At 43.5% G+C, this 17814-nt stretch carries 13 protein-coding genes; 8 read left to right on the top strand and 5 right to left on the bottom strand.

Going from position 1 to position 17814, the window contains the following annotated elements:
- Positions 1–163 precede the first annotated feature (163 nt).
- From M1L62_RS06660 to M1L62_RS06635, 6 genes are all read left to right on the top strand, one after another.
- The gene (locus tag M1L62_RS06660; RefSeq protein ID WP_310589961.1) at positions 164–1441 is read left to right on the top strand and encodes a DEAD/DEAH box helicase; all 1278 of its coding nucleotides are present in this window, start codon (positions 164–166) and stop codon (positions 1439–1441) included.
- 185 nt (positions 1442–1626) lie between these two features.
- Complete coding sequence (locus tag M1L62_RS06655) at positions 1627–2349, top strand: DUF1361 domain-containing protein (protein WP_254412248.1); 723 nt, start codon at positions 1627–1629, stop codon at positions 2347–2349.
- A gap of 135 nt (positions 2350–2484) precedes the next feature.
- The gene (locus M1L62_RS06650; protein ID WP_254412247.1) at positions 2485–3216 is read left to right on the top strand and encodes a class I SAM-dependent methyltransferase; all 732 of its coding nucleotides are present in this window, start codon (positions 2485–2487) and stop codon (positions 3214–3216) included.
- Between the two features lie 8 nt (positions 3217–3224).
- Entirely contained in the window at positions 3225–3950 is a 726-nt protein-coding gene (locus M1L62_RS06645; protein ID WP_254412246.1) for a pseudouridine synthase, read from the top strand.
- A gap of 117 nt (positions 3951–4067) precedes the next feature.
- The gene (locus M1L62_RS06640) at positions 4068–4922 is read left to right on the top strand and encodes a hypothetical protein (protein ID WP_254412245.1); all 855 of its coding nucleotides are present in this window, start codon (positions 4068–4070) and stop codon (positions 4920–4922) included.
- 232 nt (positions 4923–5154) lie between these two features.
- Positions 5155–7629 (top strand): glycosyltransferase family protein, encoded by a 2475-nt coding sequence (locus M1L62_RS06635; protein WP_254412244.1) that lies wholly within the window; start codon positions 5155–5157, stop codon positions 7627–7629.
- Positions 7630–7694: 65 nt separating this feature from the next.
- Here M1L62_RS06635 and M1L62_RS06630 read toward each other — a convergent pair whose 3' ends face one another.
- Positions 7695–8201 (bottom strand): GNAT family N-acetyltransferase, encoded by a 507-nt coding sequence (locus tag M1L62_RS06630; RefSeq protein ID WP_254412243.1) that lies wholly within the window; start codon positions 8199–8201, stop codon positions 7695–7697.
- 107 nt (positions 8202–8308) lie between these two features.
- Complete coding sequence (locus tag M1L62_RS06625) at positions 8309–8875, bottom strand: hypothetical protein (protein ID WP_254412242.1); 567 nt, start codon at positions 8873–8875, stop codon at positions 8309–8311.
- A 414-nt stretch (positions 8876–9289) separates the two neighbouring features.
- On the opposite strand from M1L62_RS06625, the gene M1L62_RS06620 reads away from it, so the two are divergent.
- Positions 9290–11698 carry a cellulase family glycosylhydrolase gene (locus M1L62_RS06620; protein ID WP_254412241.1) on the top strand — a complete coding sequence of 803 codons (2409 nt, stop codon included), beginning with the start codon at positions 9290–9292 and terminating at the stop codon, positions 11696–11698.
- Between the two features lie 94 nt (positions 11699–11792).
- Here the strand turns inward: M1L62_RS06620 and M1L62_RS06615 are convergent, their stop codons facing one another.
- Positions 11793–16013, bottom strand: coding sequence for a GEVED domain-containing protein (locus M1L62_RS06615; RefSeq protein WP_254412240.1), 4221 nt, complete (start codon positions 16011–16013; stop codon positions 11793–11795).
- 532 nt (positions 16014–16545) lie between these two features.
- Here M1L62_RS06615 and M1L62_RS06610 point away from each other — a divergent pair.
- The gene (locus tag M1L62_RS06610; RefSeq protein WP_254412239.1) at positions 16546–16875 is read left to right on the top strand and encodes a hypothetical protein; all 330 of its coding nucleotides are present in this window, start codon (positions 16546–16548) and stop codon (positions 16873–16875) included.
- A 361-nt stretch (positions 16876–17236) separates the two neighbouring features.
- On the opposite strand, the gene M1L62_RS06605 is transcribed toward M1L62_RS06610, so the two are convergent.
- Together M1L62_RS06605 and M1L62_RS06600 are read right to left on the bottom strand one after the other, a co-directional pair.
- Positions 17237–17413, bottom strand: a complete 177-nt coding sequence (locus M1L62_RS06605) for a T9SS type A sorting domain-containing protein (protein WP_254412238.1) — start codon at positions 17411–17413, stop codon at positions 17237–17239.
- Positions 17410–17652: a hypothetical protein gene (locus M1L62_RS06600; protein ID WP_254412237.1), complete on the bottom strand. Its 243-nt coding sequence runs from the start codon at positions 17650–17652 to the stop codon at positions 17410–17412. Before M1L62_RS06600 ends, M1L62_RS06605 begins: the two co-directional genes overlap by 4 nt.
- Positions 17653–17814: the final 162 nt, after the last annotated feature.

Here is a 17814-nt window from a genome sequence, read left to right as displayed (position 1 = left end):
ACGGCATGCGGGTACTTCTAAGTTATTTGCGTATATTTGCTATGAATCAAGCGGTTTGCTGACTGGTGAAATCAAAAGTCAGCTTATATTATTTTAAAACTGTTCGAGGCTTTGAAGGGTATTAAGTATCTTAATCATGCACTGGAACTTAAAAAGCTGAATTTTGAATTTTAACGAATTTGAACTCCACGAAGACGTACTGAACGCCGTGGATTCTATGAACTACCAACAGGCAACACCTATACAGGAACAATCCATTCCTTATATTCTTCAGGGAAAAGACCTTCTCGCATGCGCTCAAACCGGAACGGGGAAAACAGCGGCCTATTTAATCCCCATTTTGGATAAAATTGCTACAACACCCACCGGACAAATTGGAGCATTGATACTCGTGCCAACACGCGAGCTTGCCCAGCAGATTGATCAGCAGATACAAGGACTGGGTTATTTTGTAGGTGCTACCAGTATAGCCGTTTACGGCGGGAACAAAGGGCCGGAATGGGATCAGCAAAAGCGTGCCCTTACACAGGGTGCGGATATTATTATTGCAACACCGGGGCGACTTATTGCTCACCTTCAACTGGGTTATGTAAGTTTTGGATCGATTCGCCATCTGGTATTGGATGAGGCGGACCGTATGCTGGATATGGGTTTTCTTAGTGATATCCTTAAAATAATGAGCTTTTTGCCCGCCAAACGTCAGACGCTGATGTTTTCGGCAACGATGCCTCCCAAAATAGGGGAGCTTGCCAAGCGTATCCTGCACAAGCCGGAAGAGGTAAGATTGGCTGTTTCGAGACCTGCCGACAGAATTGATCAGCAGTTTTATATGACAACCGACGAGCAGAAACTGCCGCTTCTTGCGCATTTGCTTACGCAGGTTCACAGCACGAGTATGGTGTTGTTTACGTCAAGAAAATCGACTGTGGAACCGATTGTGCGCGCACTCAGGAAACTGGGACATGAAGCACGGGGTATTTCCTCGGATTCAGATCAGGCCGATCGCGAGATTGTTTTGCGGGATTTCAAAAACCGGGTTTTTCCTGTTCTGGTGGCTACGGATGTGTTATCAAGAGGTATTGATATTGACAATTTAAGTCATGTGGTAAATTACGACGTGCCTCGTGATCCGGAGGATTATGTACACAGGATCGGTCGTACAGCCCGGGCGGAATCGAAGGGTACGGCGATCACGTTTATCAATGAACATGATCAGAAGTATGTACTGAAAATAGAAAAACTTTTTGAGAAGGAGGTTGAAAAACAATCGATCACTCAGGAGCTTGGATTGGGAGAAGCGCCTAAGTTTGAACCAGGCAAATTTCGCAATTCAGCCCCAAGAAATAAAGGCAGTCACGGTCCCCGGAAAAACGCGGATGCTTCTTCCAGAAAAAGAAGACCAAAGCAAAAGAATGAGAAAAAAAGTCCTTTGGAAACGTAATCAGCCTTATCTTGCGTTGATATAACAGGAAACAGCTGTTTATTCCGGATAAAAGTTTAGAAAAAATAATATGCCGAAAGGCGCCAGATTTGCGGCAGTGGTATAATTTTTTCTGAACTTTTTCTGAGGTATAAATCCTCGTTTGTCTGTTTGTGGACGTTATGAAATATTTAAATTAAATACACTTGGAACGTATTCTTCAATGGTGGAAAAATTATCGTTTTAGCATATCCGATCCTCCCATTATTTCAATGGAAGGACTTTATCCGCTCCTGTTACTTCTTGTTTTAAGTCTGGTTGCCGTCTTTTTTCATCTGGTTAGGATTTTATTTAATGCACCGGTTGATTTTTCGATGGACTGGAATCTGTTCCTGAGCTGGATTCCACTGATGGCTGCATTTTTTATTAATAATATAACCAGGCGTTTTGGCCGGCTTCCTTTTCTTGTCATTACCGTAAGCCTTTTCTGGCTTGCTTTCTTTCCCAACGCGCCATATATGATTACCGATCTGGCGCATTTAAGTGTTGATTATCAGCGTGATTTGACCTGGCATGACACGATCATGCTTTTTTGTTATGCAGAGGTGAGTTTGTTCAACGGACTGGTTTCACTTTACTGGATTCATCAAACCTGGATCAGGGTCTTTAATAAAAAAACAAGTACAACGCTGCTTCTACTAAGTCTTCCGCTTGCCGGTTTTGGTGTTTATCTCGGACGGGTCAGACGGATGAACAGCTGGGACATCCTGCATGATCCGCGACTTATTCTTGAAAACCTTTTTCAAAGTATGCTCGATAGAACTGCACTCGTCATTAGTCTCGAAATCGGGTTGCTGCTTGGCATGCTTTATCTTGTTTTATGGGCCATTGTCAGGTTCAGAGTTCGCTATGGCAAAAGAGAGGGATGAGGTAAAATTCAGCCTGATAAAATATTTTTGACCAATCACATTACCGCTTCTGCGCGTTTATTGAAACAATTATCCTTTACTTTGTAACGTAAAATTCTTTCAAATCCCGGAAGTATATCAACATACGTGTGCAGTATGAATGTATCAGAAAAAGTAAAAGATTCTTATTCAAGTCAGTACGATGAAAAATCGGTGGCCTGGCGAAATATGGGTGCCCGTTACAAGGCACAAAATATCGTCGAGCTGGCTAAAAATATCACCTTTGAGAATGTACTTGAAGTGGGAGCGGGTGAGGGGAGTATCCTGAACTGGCTTTCTAAATGGAATTTTTCGAAGAATCTGAACTGTGTGGAGATCTCTGAAAGCGGGATTGAAATGATCAAGTCAAAGAATATAGAGCATCTTAAAGATGTGCTGCTTTTTGACGGTTACAAAATTCCTTATCCAGATAATCAGTTTGACCTGGTTATCTGTTCACACGTGATGGAGCACGTTGAGCACGAACGTATACTTTTGCGGGAAATAAAAAGGGTTTCCAAAAACCAGATCTTTGAGGTGCCGATTGATTTTTCTTTTTATGTTGATAAAAAAATTAATCATTTCCTGGCATATGGTCATATCAATATCTACACACCGGGTCTTTTCCGGTTTTTGCTTAAATCTGAGAATTTCAAGGTTGTAAAAGATATCTGTTATCTGTACGAGGACGAGATGCTGAAACCTTTGTTTGAGACGAATAAAAAAGGTTTTTATCTGACCAAGCTTAAAATGTCAATCCTGCGTCTTTTTCCGTATTTGCTGGGAATTAAGCCCAATGCGTATGCCGTCCTTACGACCAAGACGGATAAAGATCTTTCCATATTTTAATACGCTGATTGGAAAACGAATCTGAAATAGCCGGTTTGACGCCGCAAATTACCCTGGAAATTATTTATCAGGATGATTACCTTGTGGCCATTAACAAACCACACGGTCTTTTGGTGCACCGTTCACCCATTGCAGCAGATGCCACAGAATTTGCCGTCCAGATCCTTCGTGATCAACTTGGAAGAATGGTTTATCCCGTTCACCGGTTAGACCGGAAAACTTCTGGCGTCCTGCTTTTTGCATTGAATGAAGAAATGAACAGCAAAATGCAGGTTCAGTTTTCAGACGGAAAGGTCAGCAAACAATATCATGCCATTGTCAGAGGGTTTACCCCGGATACGATGGATATCGATTATCCCCTGAAACGCGATGATGGTATTGTTCAGGAGGCCTTTACTTCTTTTATAACTTTGCAAAAGACTGAGCTGGATATTGCTTCCGGAAAACATGCTACTTCCCGTTATTCGCTGATCGAACTGACACCGACGACAGGCAGAATGCATCAGCTAAGGAAACATATGGCGCATGTTTTTCACCCTATTATCGGCGATCGCCCGCATGGCTGCAACAAGCAGAATAAGTTTTTTCTGGAATATTTTCAGATGAATTCCATGCTTTTGCACGCAAAGCAAATCAGTTTTTATCATCCGGTGACAGCACAGGAAATTTTGATAGCAGCTGATTATCAGCCTGAGTTTAAAAGAATGCTCAATCTACTGGGCTTTCAGAAATAATAGTTTTCTTATTGTAAGTTGTCAGGGAACAGGATTTAGTTTCATAGCCACGCAACCAGTCGAAAAGTTGCCCCGTATAGGCTATTGTAACTAATACTTACCCCTAACAACTATTTTATGAAAGCAAAAAGTTTTTTCAATTCCCTTTTACTGACGGGATGTATCGCCGCGATTGGCTGGTCGTGCAGCTCCGACGATGACACACCGGCAGTAGTCGTACCGCCCGCTCCAACTTTTGACATCTCCCAGAAAGCCACTAAGCTTGGGAATGTACTTACGGACCAGAAAGGTAAAACACTCTACTTTTTTACCAAAGATGTTAACGGAACTTCTGCATGTACGGGTGGCTGTCTGGATGCCTGGCCGATATTTTCGGTTGCAACCCCGCGTTTGGATACAGGGCTTGTTGCTACTGATTTTGGTTCGATCACAAGAGCCGATGGGAAAAGTCAGGTGACTTACAAAGGCTGGCCTCTTTATTATTATGCCCAGGATGCCGCCGCCGGCGACGTGAATGGTGAAAATAGTCAAAATGTATGGGTGGTTGCCAAAAAATCCTATTCACTAATGCTTGCTAACGCACAGCTAGTAGGGCACGATGGTAAGAATTACACTGCTGAATATAAAGAGGGAACTGCCGATACCCAGTTTTTTGTAGACATTAATGGCCGGACGCTGTATGCCTTCAACAAAGACAAAAAGAACAAGAACAACTTCACGAAGTCCGATTTTAGCAATGACGCGGTCTGGCCCATTTATCAGAGCGACTTGAAGGATATTCCTTCTGCTCTGGACAAGACACTTTTCGGTACGATTGACGTGTTTGGCAAAAAACAACTTACTTACAAAGGTTGGCCGATCTATTATTTCGGACAGGATAACAGCACCAGAGGTTTGACCAAGGGGGTAAGTTTCCCAACACCCGGTGTTTGGCCAATCATCCAGAAAGCCACGGCTGCTGCCCCTGAGTGATGCTGGGTTAATATTTTCACTTTTAACATTTACTTGACATCTGCTAAAAACCCCTCAGAACGCAATTGTTTTGAGGGGTTTTGTTTTTAATCTGGCAGGTGGTTAATTATTTGAAAACATTTTTTGGTTACATACAGTATATTTCTTTAAAACCATGTTAGTATACTGTTGACTACCAAAGTTTTGCCAAGGTTGTCCGACTCAAATAATCTATTCCGTTTAATCTGATCAGATGAAAAGAAAGGTTTTCTGGCAGCGGTTTCTGCCTCATTTTATCACTGTTATTGGTTTTGCCCTGTTGTCTGTCTGTTATGTTTCGCCGGTTTTGCAGGGCAAAAGGCTTAGTATGGAGGATGACAAGCAAGCCCGGGCAGCTGCAAGAGAAGTTGTTACATATCATGAAAAAACGGGAGAGTGGTCGCAGTGGACCAACAGCATGTTTGGTGGCATGCCGGCCTTCATGATCGCAGCAGATTATCCCACCAGTTTGCCAACAAAAATGGGACAGGTCATTAATAAATTACTGCCCGCGCCGGCAAATTATCTTTTTATCGGTCTGGTCAGCGCTTATATCCTTTTTATGGTTTTGGAGGCGGGCTTTGGACTGTCCGTGTTTGGTGCAATTGCTTTTGCTTTCTGCTCTTTTAATGTCATAAATCTGGAAGCAGGCCATGTTTCACAAATCATCGCGATTATGTATGCGCCGGGTGTACTGGCGGGAATTATTCTCGCTTTCAGAAAAAACTGGCTTGCAGGAGCGGCGGTGACTGGTCTTTTTTTATCTCTCGAACTTTATGCAAATCATCCGCAGATAACCTATTATCTCGGTTTTGGTGCTGTTTTACTGGTGTTTGTTGAAGGTCTTCCTTTGATTAAAAGCGGCAGAGGTAAAGATTTGGCGTTCATTCTGCTTGGTCTTACACTGGCGGCGGGAATATCAGTCGGGGCGCACAGCACCAGGCTTTGGAACAGTTATGATTATACCAAAGAAACCAGCCGGGGAAAATCAGAACTGAAAGCAGTGGCTGGCCCTCAAAAGAAAGAAGGGCTTGATAAAGAGTATGCTTTTCAATACAGTTATGATTTGGGTGAATTGCTGACGTTGATAATTCCGAATGCTTACGGAGGCCCGTCCTATGGAAAACTGGATGGCAAATCACAAACCTATCTTACCTTAACTGGTCACGGTGTTCAGCCAGCAGCGGCCGCAGGTTTTGTAAAACAATTGCCGTTGTATTGGGGTGAGCAACCGATTATGGGTGGGCCGTATTATGTGGGCGCTATGATTTTCTTCTTTTTTGTCCTGGGTATTTTTATCGTTAAAAATCCGTTGAAATCTTGGGTGGCCGGGATTGTTTTGTTATATCTAATCTGGGCATTAGGGAGAAATATGCCTTTGATCAATAACCTGTTTTTTGATTATTTCCCAATGTTCAATAAGTTCAGGGCCGTCACGATGGTTGTTTCCCTGGCGCAATTACTCATGGTCTTTCTCTCGGTACTTGCGCTTCGTCTACTTGTTCAACGGAAAATTGACTGGAAAGAATTGGAAAAGCCTTTTTTGATAACATTAGGTATTACTTGCAGTCTCACACTGATTTTGGCAGTCGCACCAGGAATCTTTTTTGATTTCCGGTCTGTGGTTGATTCAACGCATCTGGCTGGTTTTGAGCAGATGACGGGAGATAAAGTTTTTGCCGGGCAGATGATGGATGCTATCGTGTCTGACAGGGCCGGTATGATGAAAGCGGATGCATTCAGAACACTGGTTTTTGTTTTGCTGACTGCTTTGCTCAGTTGGCTTTGGATCAAGGAAAAGATTAAACCGTTACTTTTTAATGTTGGACTGATTTGTCTTCTGATTCTGGATATGTTTGGTATCGATAAACGTTATCTGAACAATGAAGATTTTGTAAGTGGTTACATGGCTAAGACGTTGGTAGCTCCTTCCGCAGCCGACGAGCTGATACTGAAAGATCCCGATCCGGATTACAGGGTTTATGACGTTTCAGCCACGCAGGGTCCATTCAATAGTGCCGAAGCTTCTTATTTTCACAAGTCACTGGGCGGTTATCATGGAGCTAAATTAAGGCGATACCAGGAGTTATTCGAACGTCAGATCTATAAGCAAAACCCTAATTTTACGGTGCTCAATATGCTTAATACAAAGTATATTATTTCTGCCGATGAAAAGGGAAATAAAATTGCGCAGGCCAACCCGGAAGCTTGCGGACACGGATGGTTTGTCAAAAGTTACAGAATTGTCGCGGATGCAAATGCTGAAATGGCCGCAATGGATGGTTTAAATCCGAAGGAGGAGGCGGTCCTGGATCAAAAATTTAAAAAGGAGTTGGACGGGCTTACGATCCGGGCGGATTCTGCCGATCACATAAAGCTGATCAGCTACAAGCCTGATGAAATTGTTTATGAAAGTGTTTCAAAAAATGATGGCCTGGCCGTTTTCTCTGAGATTTATTATAATGTACGAGACGAATGGAAAGTGACCATTGATGCTAAGTCCGCTGCGCTTTTACGTGCTGATTACGTCTTGCGGGCATTGAGGATACCTGCTGGAAAACATCGGATCGTCTTTAAATTTGAACCTTTATCTGTTGTAGCAGGTCACCGGATTGACCTGATCAGTTCCATATTGCTGGTTGCGCTAATAGTGGGCGCTTGTATCGTGGAGGTCAGAAGAAAAGGGTAGCTTTGCCGGGGTTAATAATCTCTGCTTAGCACTATTAACCCCAGTAAATGAAAATACAATTTTCGTTAAAGCCTGATCTCAAACAAACTGAAATCACCATCCTTGTAATGGGCCGGCAGACTGTCGCTGTTTGTCAGTTTTATAACGCCCAGATAAGTAAACCCGCAGCTTACATAGTAGTTGTTCAATTTCTCATTACCGCTGCCCGTATCCATTCGGATAAAGGTTTTTTGGATTTCCCTGGCATGAACTTTTGCCCACTCTACGATTTGTTTTACAAGAAATCGGCCTCTGAAAACCGGATTTGTGGCAATGCGGTGTATGTAAATCGAGGGATCGTTATCCTTATCTCCCCAAATGTCCGGATCATTGTAATCGATAGCAAAAACGCATGCAACCTCGTTGTCAATAACAATTTTCCACTGTCTTTTTTCGGAAATTTCCTGTTCGATCAATGAACGCTGGAATCCTTTCCAATGCTTTTTTGCTACTTTTTTCTGATGTTCTGTTCCATGATTGTACAATTCGAAAATCGTTTCAATGTCTGCATTTGTGCTGTTTACTATTTTCATATTAAGTTTTAGGTTGGCTGTCTAATTTCAAAAGCCAAAGTTCTTAAAATGAAAAATTACATAACAGATGCAGAATTGTTATTTTTGATCGGTACAGATCGTTTTGGTCAATGGTTAATCAGGCTCTTCGGACGCGATGGAAGTAATTTGGTTTTGGCAAAATCCGTGGGTTTATAAGTCGGCTGAATCATGGCACATTCTTCTTTTGAAAGACCATTACTGACGATCCAGTCATTGAGGAGTTGATCGTCCGCCGCGAGTGACTCTTCATATTGGTATTTTTGATTGATCTGTTCCAAAACCCGTTTGGCGGCCGTTTTCTCGATCAGATAACCAAGTGCGGATAGCTGAGCCTGATTGCCTGGTTCGTGTTTTTGGGATACTTCCGAAGTCCGGTAGGCATGCAGCATATCCAGAACGTATTCCCGTTTATTTCTCAATGCCAGTGGCAAATGTGAAACATCTTTTTGGCGAAGCAGTAGTTCGACATATTCGAGACGTTTTTTGATTCTCAGAACATTGCCAGTCGATTGGTTAGAAGGGGGCTTTTTATCAGAAACATCATCGTTGCCAATCACAGGTTTTGCCACCTGGTTCTGGCTCTGACTGTATTTATTAAATCCCCAAAGTAAAGTTGAAATTGTCAATGAAATAACAAATACCAGTGGTTTCATATATGTGAATTTTACATGGCCGGAATTTCAAAATGTCGCTTTTCTTTCACTATCACCGACAAGGTTTGCAGACAATTACGCCTGAAAACTTATCGGATTTATTGGTTTAAAATAAACGACCTGAATATCATTATTATTGAAAAAGTGCACTGGAAATGACCTAAATGTCCTGATTGTAAGCAGGAGTGCTGCTTTTATTCAAAATAACAGCTTACTGATATGACTACGACAAGTGATAAATGGTTGGAATCTATGTAACCGATTTGTGGTATTTTTTCAGTTAAGTAGAATTTTGCGGAAAATGTCGACGGAAGTGCCGTTAAATAAACTCTATTTTAATAAGTAGAAAACATTCTACAATTTTATTAAATTCGTTATAGTGTTCTGTGAATGTGTCACTTACTCAACGCTGAGATGAAAAAGTTAAAATGTTTAATGAGCCTTTTGTTTGGCCTTTCGTTAACGCTTACTTATGGGTTTGACGGCAACGGCAGCATCACGTCTGGCGGCAAAACAAGAAGTTTTACTTTCCATGCACCTGGAATTTCTGTTGCCCAGAATCTGCCACTGTTATTTGTCTTTCATGGAGATGGCGGAACGGGTGCCGGAATAAAGGCCTATGCCGGCTTTGATGCCATGGCCGATGCGGGAAACTTTATTGTGGTTTATCCCAATGCCGACAATGACGGCGCTGGTTGGCACAGAGCTATCGATCAGCTCAAAGATGTAAATTTTACTTCCAATCTGATTGATTATTTCTGTTCCACCTATCATATCAACGCTAAAAAGGTTTATGCATCCGGGCATTCGGCAGGTGGATTTATGACTTACAACCTGGCTGTAAACCTGGCCGGACGTATCGCCGCGTTTGCTCCTGTGGCGGGCAATATGTATGCCAATAATAATAATTTTTCCTACTTTTCGAGTCCTGGTTTCAAGCCTGTTCCTATTTATCATGTCCACGGAGACCCGGACAATACGGTTGCTTATCCGGACCCAAATCATGTGCCGGACGATTGGAGTGAATGGCCGCTTACACAGTTTTCGTATTATGTTTGTCAGAAGAAAACTTATACGTTACCAAACACACCTGTTGCCACGAATGTTACAAAGCTGACATTTTGCACAGGTACGGAGGCCAACGCAAAGGAAATCGTGCTCGTCAGGGTAGCGGGTATCGGACACAGCTGGCCGGCTGTTACGGGTTTTAACCCGGCGGAGGCAATCTGGAATTTTCTGAAAACTTATTCGATCGAAGGTGCTGCTTCCTGCGCCGTTGTGACAGAGCCGCCAACGCATGCTGCCGGGACGATCCACACGCTGGGGAATCAAATATTAAGTGCCTGTGAAGAAGTTTTTATCCCGCGCGGTATGAACTATTCGCTTGCCGACGACTGGGAATTTCCTGCCAATATCAATGGAGATCCTACGCATGTGAATGACGAACTTTCAGCGGAAATTATCAAAGCCAAACCAAATATTGTGAGGATTGAATGGTATGCAAACCGTGCTGCGGGTTGGAAACCATATACTGTCGCAGATCTGGAAGTCGTGGTATCACGTTTTCGGAATGCAGGTATCGTTTCGGTTATTGATCTTCATGACCTCACCTGCTCAAACGATTATACGCAGTTTAACAACACGGTTTTGCCCTGGTGGAAGCAGCAGTCGGTTCTGAATTTGCTCAATAAACATAAGGGGTATGTGATTGTAAATATTGCCAATGAATTCGGAAATGTGCTGTGGGCTTCGAATCAGACTACTGCCTATACGACCTGGCTTAATAATTATAAAAATGCGATCACGGAGCTTCGCGCGGTAGGTATTCAGGTGCCGCTGATGATCGATGCACCCGATTGTGGGCAGAGTCTTGATATTGCTATTCAGGCTGGTGCCGCGCTCAGGACACAGGACCCTCTGCATAATATCATCATGAGCGCCCATGCATACTGGTATCTGGATAATGCTGCCGCAATGGAAAATCGTGTGCAGCAGATCGCCAACGCTGCTTTTCCAATTGTTTTGGGTGAAATTGCCAACATCCAGGATGCAACAGGGCCTTGCTCAAACACGATTCCCTATTATTCTAATCTACTTCAAAGTTGTCAGAATCACAATGTTGGCTGGCTGGCCTGGACCTGGACGGACGACTGGTGCGAAGGAGTTAACGGGCGTAGGATGAGCTTGAATGGAAGTTTTTCAAATCTTTCCGTGTATGGGAATACAATTATCAATAACCCCGATTTTGGTCTGGCGGCCAAGGCTGTAAAAATGCAGGCTTCCTGTCTGGAGGGACCGTTGCCTGTTACGCTTGTTTCTTTTCATGGAGAAGAAGGAGAGGCAGGTCATATCAATCTTCATTGGAAAACGACCCGTGAGATCAATGCGAGGCATTTTGGACTGGAACGTAGTATCGATGGGAAAAACTTTAAACAAATTGCTGTTGTTAACGCCATGAATTCGGCGGCGTTCAACAACTACCTGTACGATGATTCCGGGCTTGTCGGGAACAAATATTATTACCGGTTAAAAATGGTCGATTTGGATGGGAGTTTTACCTATTCGAGCATTATAGGTATCGGCAGACAGGTGGATTTGGTAGTAATTTATCCGTCGCCAACCCGTGATAAACTTACCATAAACGGACCCGATGGTTTTTTCCCTGCAACTGTTACTATTGTTGATCATGCAGGGCGGAAATTAATTTCGAAAATGATCAGCAAACAGGATCCGCATATTGATGTCAGGGGTCTTACGAAGGGAGTGTATGTGGTGACCTCGGAAGAGCGGGTGATCGGCAAGGTGGTTGTAGAAGGAAATTGATTGACAGATTGTTTTTTATAAATACGTGCGAAAACCGGAAAAAGAAGAATCAGCTCTCGGTGTTAGAGAGCTGATTCTTTTTGCAATTACGGATCTATTTGATATGAACTACCTTGTGTATTTGCACAGACCCATCCGTGCGGGTAATGCTAACGATGTATACGCCCGAAGCAAGATTTTTCATGCTTACTGTATCCGACAAAAGAATTCCGGAGTTGTAAACTTCCAGCCCGGAGGTGTTGACAATGCTTACTTTTTTAACCTGTTTCCAATCAGATACTTTTAAGTTTAATTTGTCGTCAACCGGATTTGGGAAAATACTTGTTTCGAAACCGGTGTCAAATTTAACACTTCTGATTCGGCTATACGCGAACGTTCCGTCCCGGTCGATCATTTTCAATCGGTAAAGTTGTTCGCCGTTTGGTAAGCTTGCTGATTGGTCCCTGTAAGAATAAGTCTGGTTAACTTTACTTTCTCCTTTTGCGTCAACGCGGCCAATTCCAAACCAGTTTTTGCCATCCGCACTACGTTGAATTTCAAAGTGGTCGCTGTTTGTTTCCTGCGTTGTAATCCAGTTTAGCAAAGCACCTGACTCTGATCTTTCAGCCGTAAACGAAACCAGTGTCACAGGCATTGGCGTCTGGAAAGTAATGAAATAATCTTCTACTTCTCCATTGGAAGCTGAGCCCGCAGGATTACCGCTGGTCAGTACGTCGGTTGTAATTCGGAAACGCGCATAAACGCCGGTTGTTCCTGCAATGCCGGCAAGTGTCGCAGCTGACCATGTCAGGGGCGCTGTCGCGACGCCGTTGGCTACTGTGGTGCAAACTCCTTCGCTCGATTCAAAAGTTCCGTTACTATTCCAGTCAATCCAGCCGCAAAGATTAGCCGTTGCTCCAATGCCGTTTGTGACATTTACATTGACTGTATAGTTGGTAATGGCAGTGGCCGCGCCACCCGTAATGGTCGGGAATGTGGAAATTCCGTCTTCGTCCGAAGAGCTTACACCGTCATCTCCCTTGGCATCTGCTGTGGGCAATCCGTCGGTCTCTCCGTCTACAATACCACCCAGTTTTAATAAGGCTGTTTCTTTATGCGAAGGTCCGTTGGCTGATGTTGTTGTTGAATAACTGTCAGGTGCATCACCATAATCACAAGAAACGCCTATCGAAATGTCGTCTATCGCGATATCATTTCCGTTAATACCGACAGTTTGTTGATTATTCCGGACGATAAAATCAATAGTACCGGATGCATCAGCAGTAACTTCCAGCTGATATTTGTTCCAGCTCACGCCGCTATAAGCTATATCTCCGCTTGTAAAGGATGTCAGTAATGTGCCGTTTGTCTGACGGGCCTCCATGACAATGTTTGGCTTAACGGGCGCATCACTCAAACTGGTTGCATACATCGACAAGAAGTAAGTAACGCCGGGAATTAATCCGGAGAAACGGCGACGGAAGAACTCATCCTGGCCAAAACCACCATTGATCAGCAATGAATATCCGCCAATGTCATTGGGTGTATGATCCGGACCGGTAAATGGCCATCCGGCGCTTGCGGCATCGTTGGATATCATCGTCGCACCGGCAGCGGACCCATTTGCATGATAAGCAGTGTATCCGTTTGGCAATGGAGGTCCAATTTGCGGCGTAGTGGTACCCGCAGCACCGAAGTCTTCGATGTATGGAGATCCACAGGTATTAGATACGACATTGGATATGATGTTCGCATTATCAAATTCTACATAGGCTGTTTGATCAGCTGTAACGGTAATGGTTATGGTGCGGGATGTGACATCTTTGGAAACTACGCTGCCACTGGCTGTAACAATGTCGGTGAGCTGCCAGGGTGCCGGCGGAGCGTCCTCTGTAATGGTATAAGTGCCTGGAATTACGTTGTATGTAACCGTATTATCGTTAGTAATATTAATGGTGTGATCGTCTATAAAGGAATCATTCTCATTTCGCTGAAACAGACGTCCGGCATAGGTCACATATGGCGTATCTCCGTCTGATCCTGCTGAAATGGAAGAACCAAAACTACCGGAATTCGGGTCAATCACGAAGGAGCCACCGGTGAGTCTGGCAAGAACTCCCGAATCTGATATACCCCAGACAGTTCCGTCGGCTGCGACCGAAACATCACTCCAGTTGCCCGGATACACTTGTAAAAGGGTAGCGGTAACAATGTTCAGAGAATAATGGTACATGCCAACACCACCGGCGCCAACTACCCAGACTGTTCCATCGGGTGCTACATCCAGACTTTTTCCTGTCACGGCAGGCGTGGCGGGGACAAAACTTGTTCCGTTATAGCCGTATAGTGAAGGTGCAGAAACCGTTCCGGCAAGCACCCAGAGTACCTGTGGAGCTCCGGCGGATACACCCACATCTCTGACATTTCCGGCTGGCATCGCTGTGAAAGTACTACCGGAAGAAGTAAACAATTGCCCGGCGGAATTAACAAGATAAGCAGTTCCATTGATGTCGGAATCGATTCTGGTTCCTGATCCCGGAGCGGCTGTCCAGGCCGTATTTCCGGCGGTACGATAGTAAACAGGGCTATCTCCTGTTCCGGTGGTAACCCAGACGGTATTGTTTGCTCCGACGCCAATATCCTGCACGGGAATATAAGATGCATGATCGGTCAGATTAAAAACACTTGCACCGGGAATTGAAGAGGTAAACCCAAAGGTTTGTCCGGTTTCGGATTGAGATTTTTTGGCGATTGTGATCGTCGATAATAATGATGCGCAGGCACTAACAGGAATGGTCAGTTTGGCAATGGTACCCGGTGCCAGGCAGCTTGCATCACTTCTTACTAGGTAGCTCACTTCGTCATTTCCAACAAAAGCAAGGTCGGTCAGAGTGTATACAATCTGGCCACCAACCAGTTGTGCGGTTCCATGCGCGGGTGTGCCGATGATTTGATCGACATATAGTGTTCCCGAACCTGGATTTACATCATTGGTAAGCACCGATGTTGAGACCGTCGTTTGTCTGCAATTGGTGATTGCAGAAGCCTGATCATTGGCTGCAACCGGGGATGGTGTTAATGATAAGAAATCGGGGAAACGATAACTCAGCGTGTTGGCAGCTAGCGGGAAACTTTCGAAGCCATCTACCACCGGATTCTCAATATTGAAAGTCGAGCGGACGGCGCGGGCAGGAGCCACGTCGGTCCCGTAGTTATTTGTATTGACCCATAATCTACCATCCGGCCCGGCTTTTAAACCTATAAAAGGCAGACTTGCCCATCCGTTGCCAGCACCATTGATGTTACCAATGTCTGTATTGGTTTGCATATTAAATGCCCGAAGCGCGCCCGTGGCTGGTACCGAAGAGGCAGAATTGACCGAAAAATACAGCCATTTTCCACTGGGTGAGAATTCAGTACTATAAGCCATGAAAATATTTGGCGGTGCAAACCTGACAGGATTTGTTGTTCCTGAAAGCACGCCCGTAGTGCTGTTAAAATCAGATATGTAAAGATTGTAGCCATTACCATAACTCATGCTCATGGCAAATTTTCCTGTTTTTTGATTGTAAGCCATAGAGCCGAGCAGCCAGTAATAGAGATTGCCGGAAGCAGTCCATACCGTCGGCCAGTCAACGCCTGGCAGCGTGTAAGTGGAAACTGGCGTGGTATTTAGGGTTCCTGTTGCTGAAACTGCATATACTTCCATCCGGTTGGTCAGAACGCTATTCAGGATGAGCCACGCTCCCTGATTGTCTGGTCGGGCAACAACATACATTGACTCAGTAAAGGCATTGTTAAGAATCCGGACAGGCTGCTGTGTCACCGCACCTAAGCCGCCATTGGCATTCATATCAATCTCACCAATGTATATGGATCCCGGTTTTGCTGATCCGCCGTATTCATTAGCGTCATTGATAAAATAGAGGAATTTTCCGCAATTTCCGGTTGCCAGTGCATTTGGTTTTTCGATAACCGCAACACTTTGTGCTCCGTTTACACTGGTGTTAAAAATGCCCCCGTTGGGTTGTACGATCGGTGCAGGTGCCGGAAAAACCAGGTCCCCGTTTTGCATCGGAACGTGATTCTTGTTGACAATCGTATTGCCCGATGTATAAAACATCAATTCACCGGTTGTTGGATTGGTTGCGACAAAACATCCTTCGGCACCAAAGGGGGTGTAATGGTTGTTGAGGGCACTTGCCTGATTTGTTGTATTGTCAAAATTCAGACCGCCGGAAGGGGAGTTTCCAAAGTACCAGATGTGATCCTGATATTGCGCATGAGAGACAAGCGATAGAAAAAGAAAAAGGTGTAACAGTAGTACTTTCTTCATAATTGAGAACTGATGGTTTGATGGGTAATGCGCGTAATTTGTGAGGCCTGCTCTGGCATGGGGAGATAATTGAGTGGTTTAAAAAGTGAAGTGATTTTTGGTAAGTAATAAGCCGATCGTTTCCAGTAGATATTATTTATCTGTCGAATAGATCAATGTGTCAAATCTGCGACTTATCTGGAAGGTAAATTGTAGAATACCTAAATCCGTTTTGTAGAATTATCTCTGTACTACGTGGCATTTTTATTTGTCAGGCTCAGTAGAGATTTGGGTGTTGTAAAAACTGTAAAAAATCTTTAAAATGTACTATTGTTTAAACGGGTTGTATTATTGTTATATGCTGTTTTTCAATTGATTGAATTGTATTGCATTGTTTTTGTCCTATCATTGAGAAACAACAAGTATCATTGTACTTAATCCGGATGTTTTTAGAAAAAATAATGATGTAAAATAAATGCTACTTGTTGTCTAGTGAGTGTAATATTTATTCGTATTTTTATGATACCGTAAACCTCATGATGATACACATTCTATGGACAAGTCAAACATTTTTGTTCACATCGAGCTGTCCAAGCTTGCTGAGAGCCTCACTACGAGTATCCCTATTTCAAAGAAACATCTAAAAGCGCAGGCAGGATATTTCAACATTATTCCGCCAAAATATTTTTCAGATGCGTTAAGCCCGGAATGGCAGATTATTACGGAGGAGATTAAACAAAAGGGGCCAAAAATTGATCAGGATGGTAAAGTGATTGCCAGTGCTGTGATCAATACAATCGATCAGATGTCGGAGCAGGAGTGTTCTAATCTTGTTTCACGCGTTATTAACCTGCGTGAAAAGGTCTCTAAAGAATTTGAGTAATCATTTTGATAAATCAGAATGATGTAATTTGTGGATTGTAGTAAAATAAATATCCTCAGACGCCTGTCGGGGATATTTACTTCTTCTTTTTTAAGAAAATAGGCATCACCCTTTAATCTTTCCCTTTCCGAATCTTCATTCGGTTTTTGTGTTGCGTTTATTGGGCAGAGTTTTGCAGGCAGCAGCAATCGTCATTTTATTTTGAAAATCAGTATTACGCGCAGGGATCGGTTCTTGTATTAGCGTCATCTGAAAGTTATTACTGAACCGATACTTATGTATAAAAAATATCCCGCCGGGGAATTCCGGAGAGGTATTTTTTACATTTTCAAACTCAGACTTTCACCTGATTTTATTCAGATTATTTTCCAATGACCACCTGTTGTGTTGATCGCAAACCGTTTGCACGGGTTATTTTCACCATGTAAACACCGGCCGGTAATCCTTTAACATCAATTTTGTTCCAATCTTTCCCATCGATACTACGCTGAATCTCGAAATGATCACTGTTCGTTTCGGATGGCGTTGACCAGTTCAAAACTGAGTTTTTTTCTGCTTTGGTAGCCGTGAATGAAATCGCCGTAACGGGCGGAGGGCAATTAACGCTGACAGCAATGGACGCTTCGTTTCCAGGTCGTTTCCATCTTTTACGATATATTTAACCGTAGATGTATTCTGAAACCCATTAACCGGTGTAAAAGTAATAACAACGGTGGTGGTATTGACAAGATAAGTCCCTTCGCCGGTAATTTTGTCGTTAAATCCCGGCGTTGTCAAAAAATAATATGTGTATAGTTTCTTTGAGGTGGTTGTAAAACAGGGTTGTGCTTTCAGTTCGTCAAAAATAGGTGCCGAAATCGAAATGTTTCGTAGTATATGTCGATGTCAATTTGTAGAAATATTTTTATTGATATCCTGAGGTATTTTGGTTAAAATCTG

Origin of the sequence: Dyadobacter diqingensis (genome assembly GCF_024220585.1) — a bacterium.
In the GTDB taxonomy this organism is placed as follows: Bacteria; Bacteroidota; Bacteroidia; order Cytophagales; family Spirosomataceae; genus Dyadobacter; species Dyadobacter diqingensis.
This window is presented reverse-complemented; position numbering and strand designations above follow the sequence as displayed.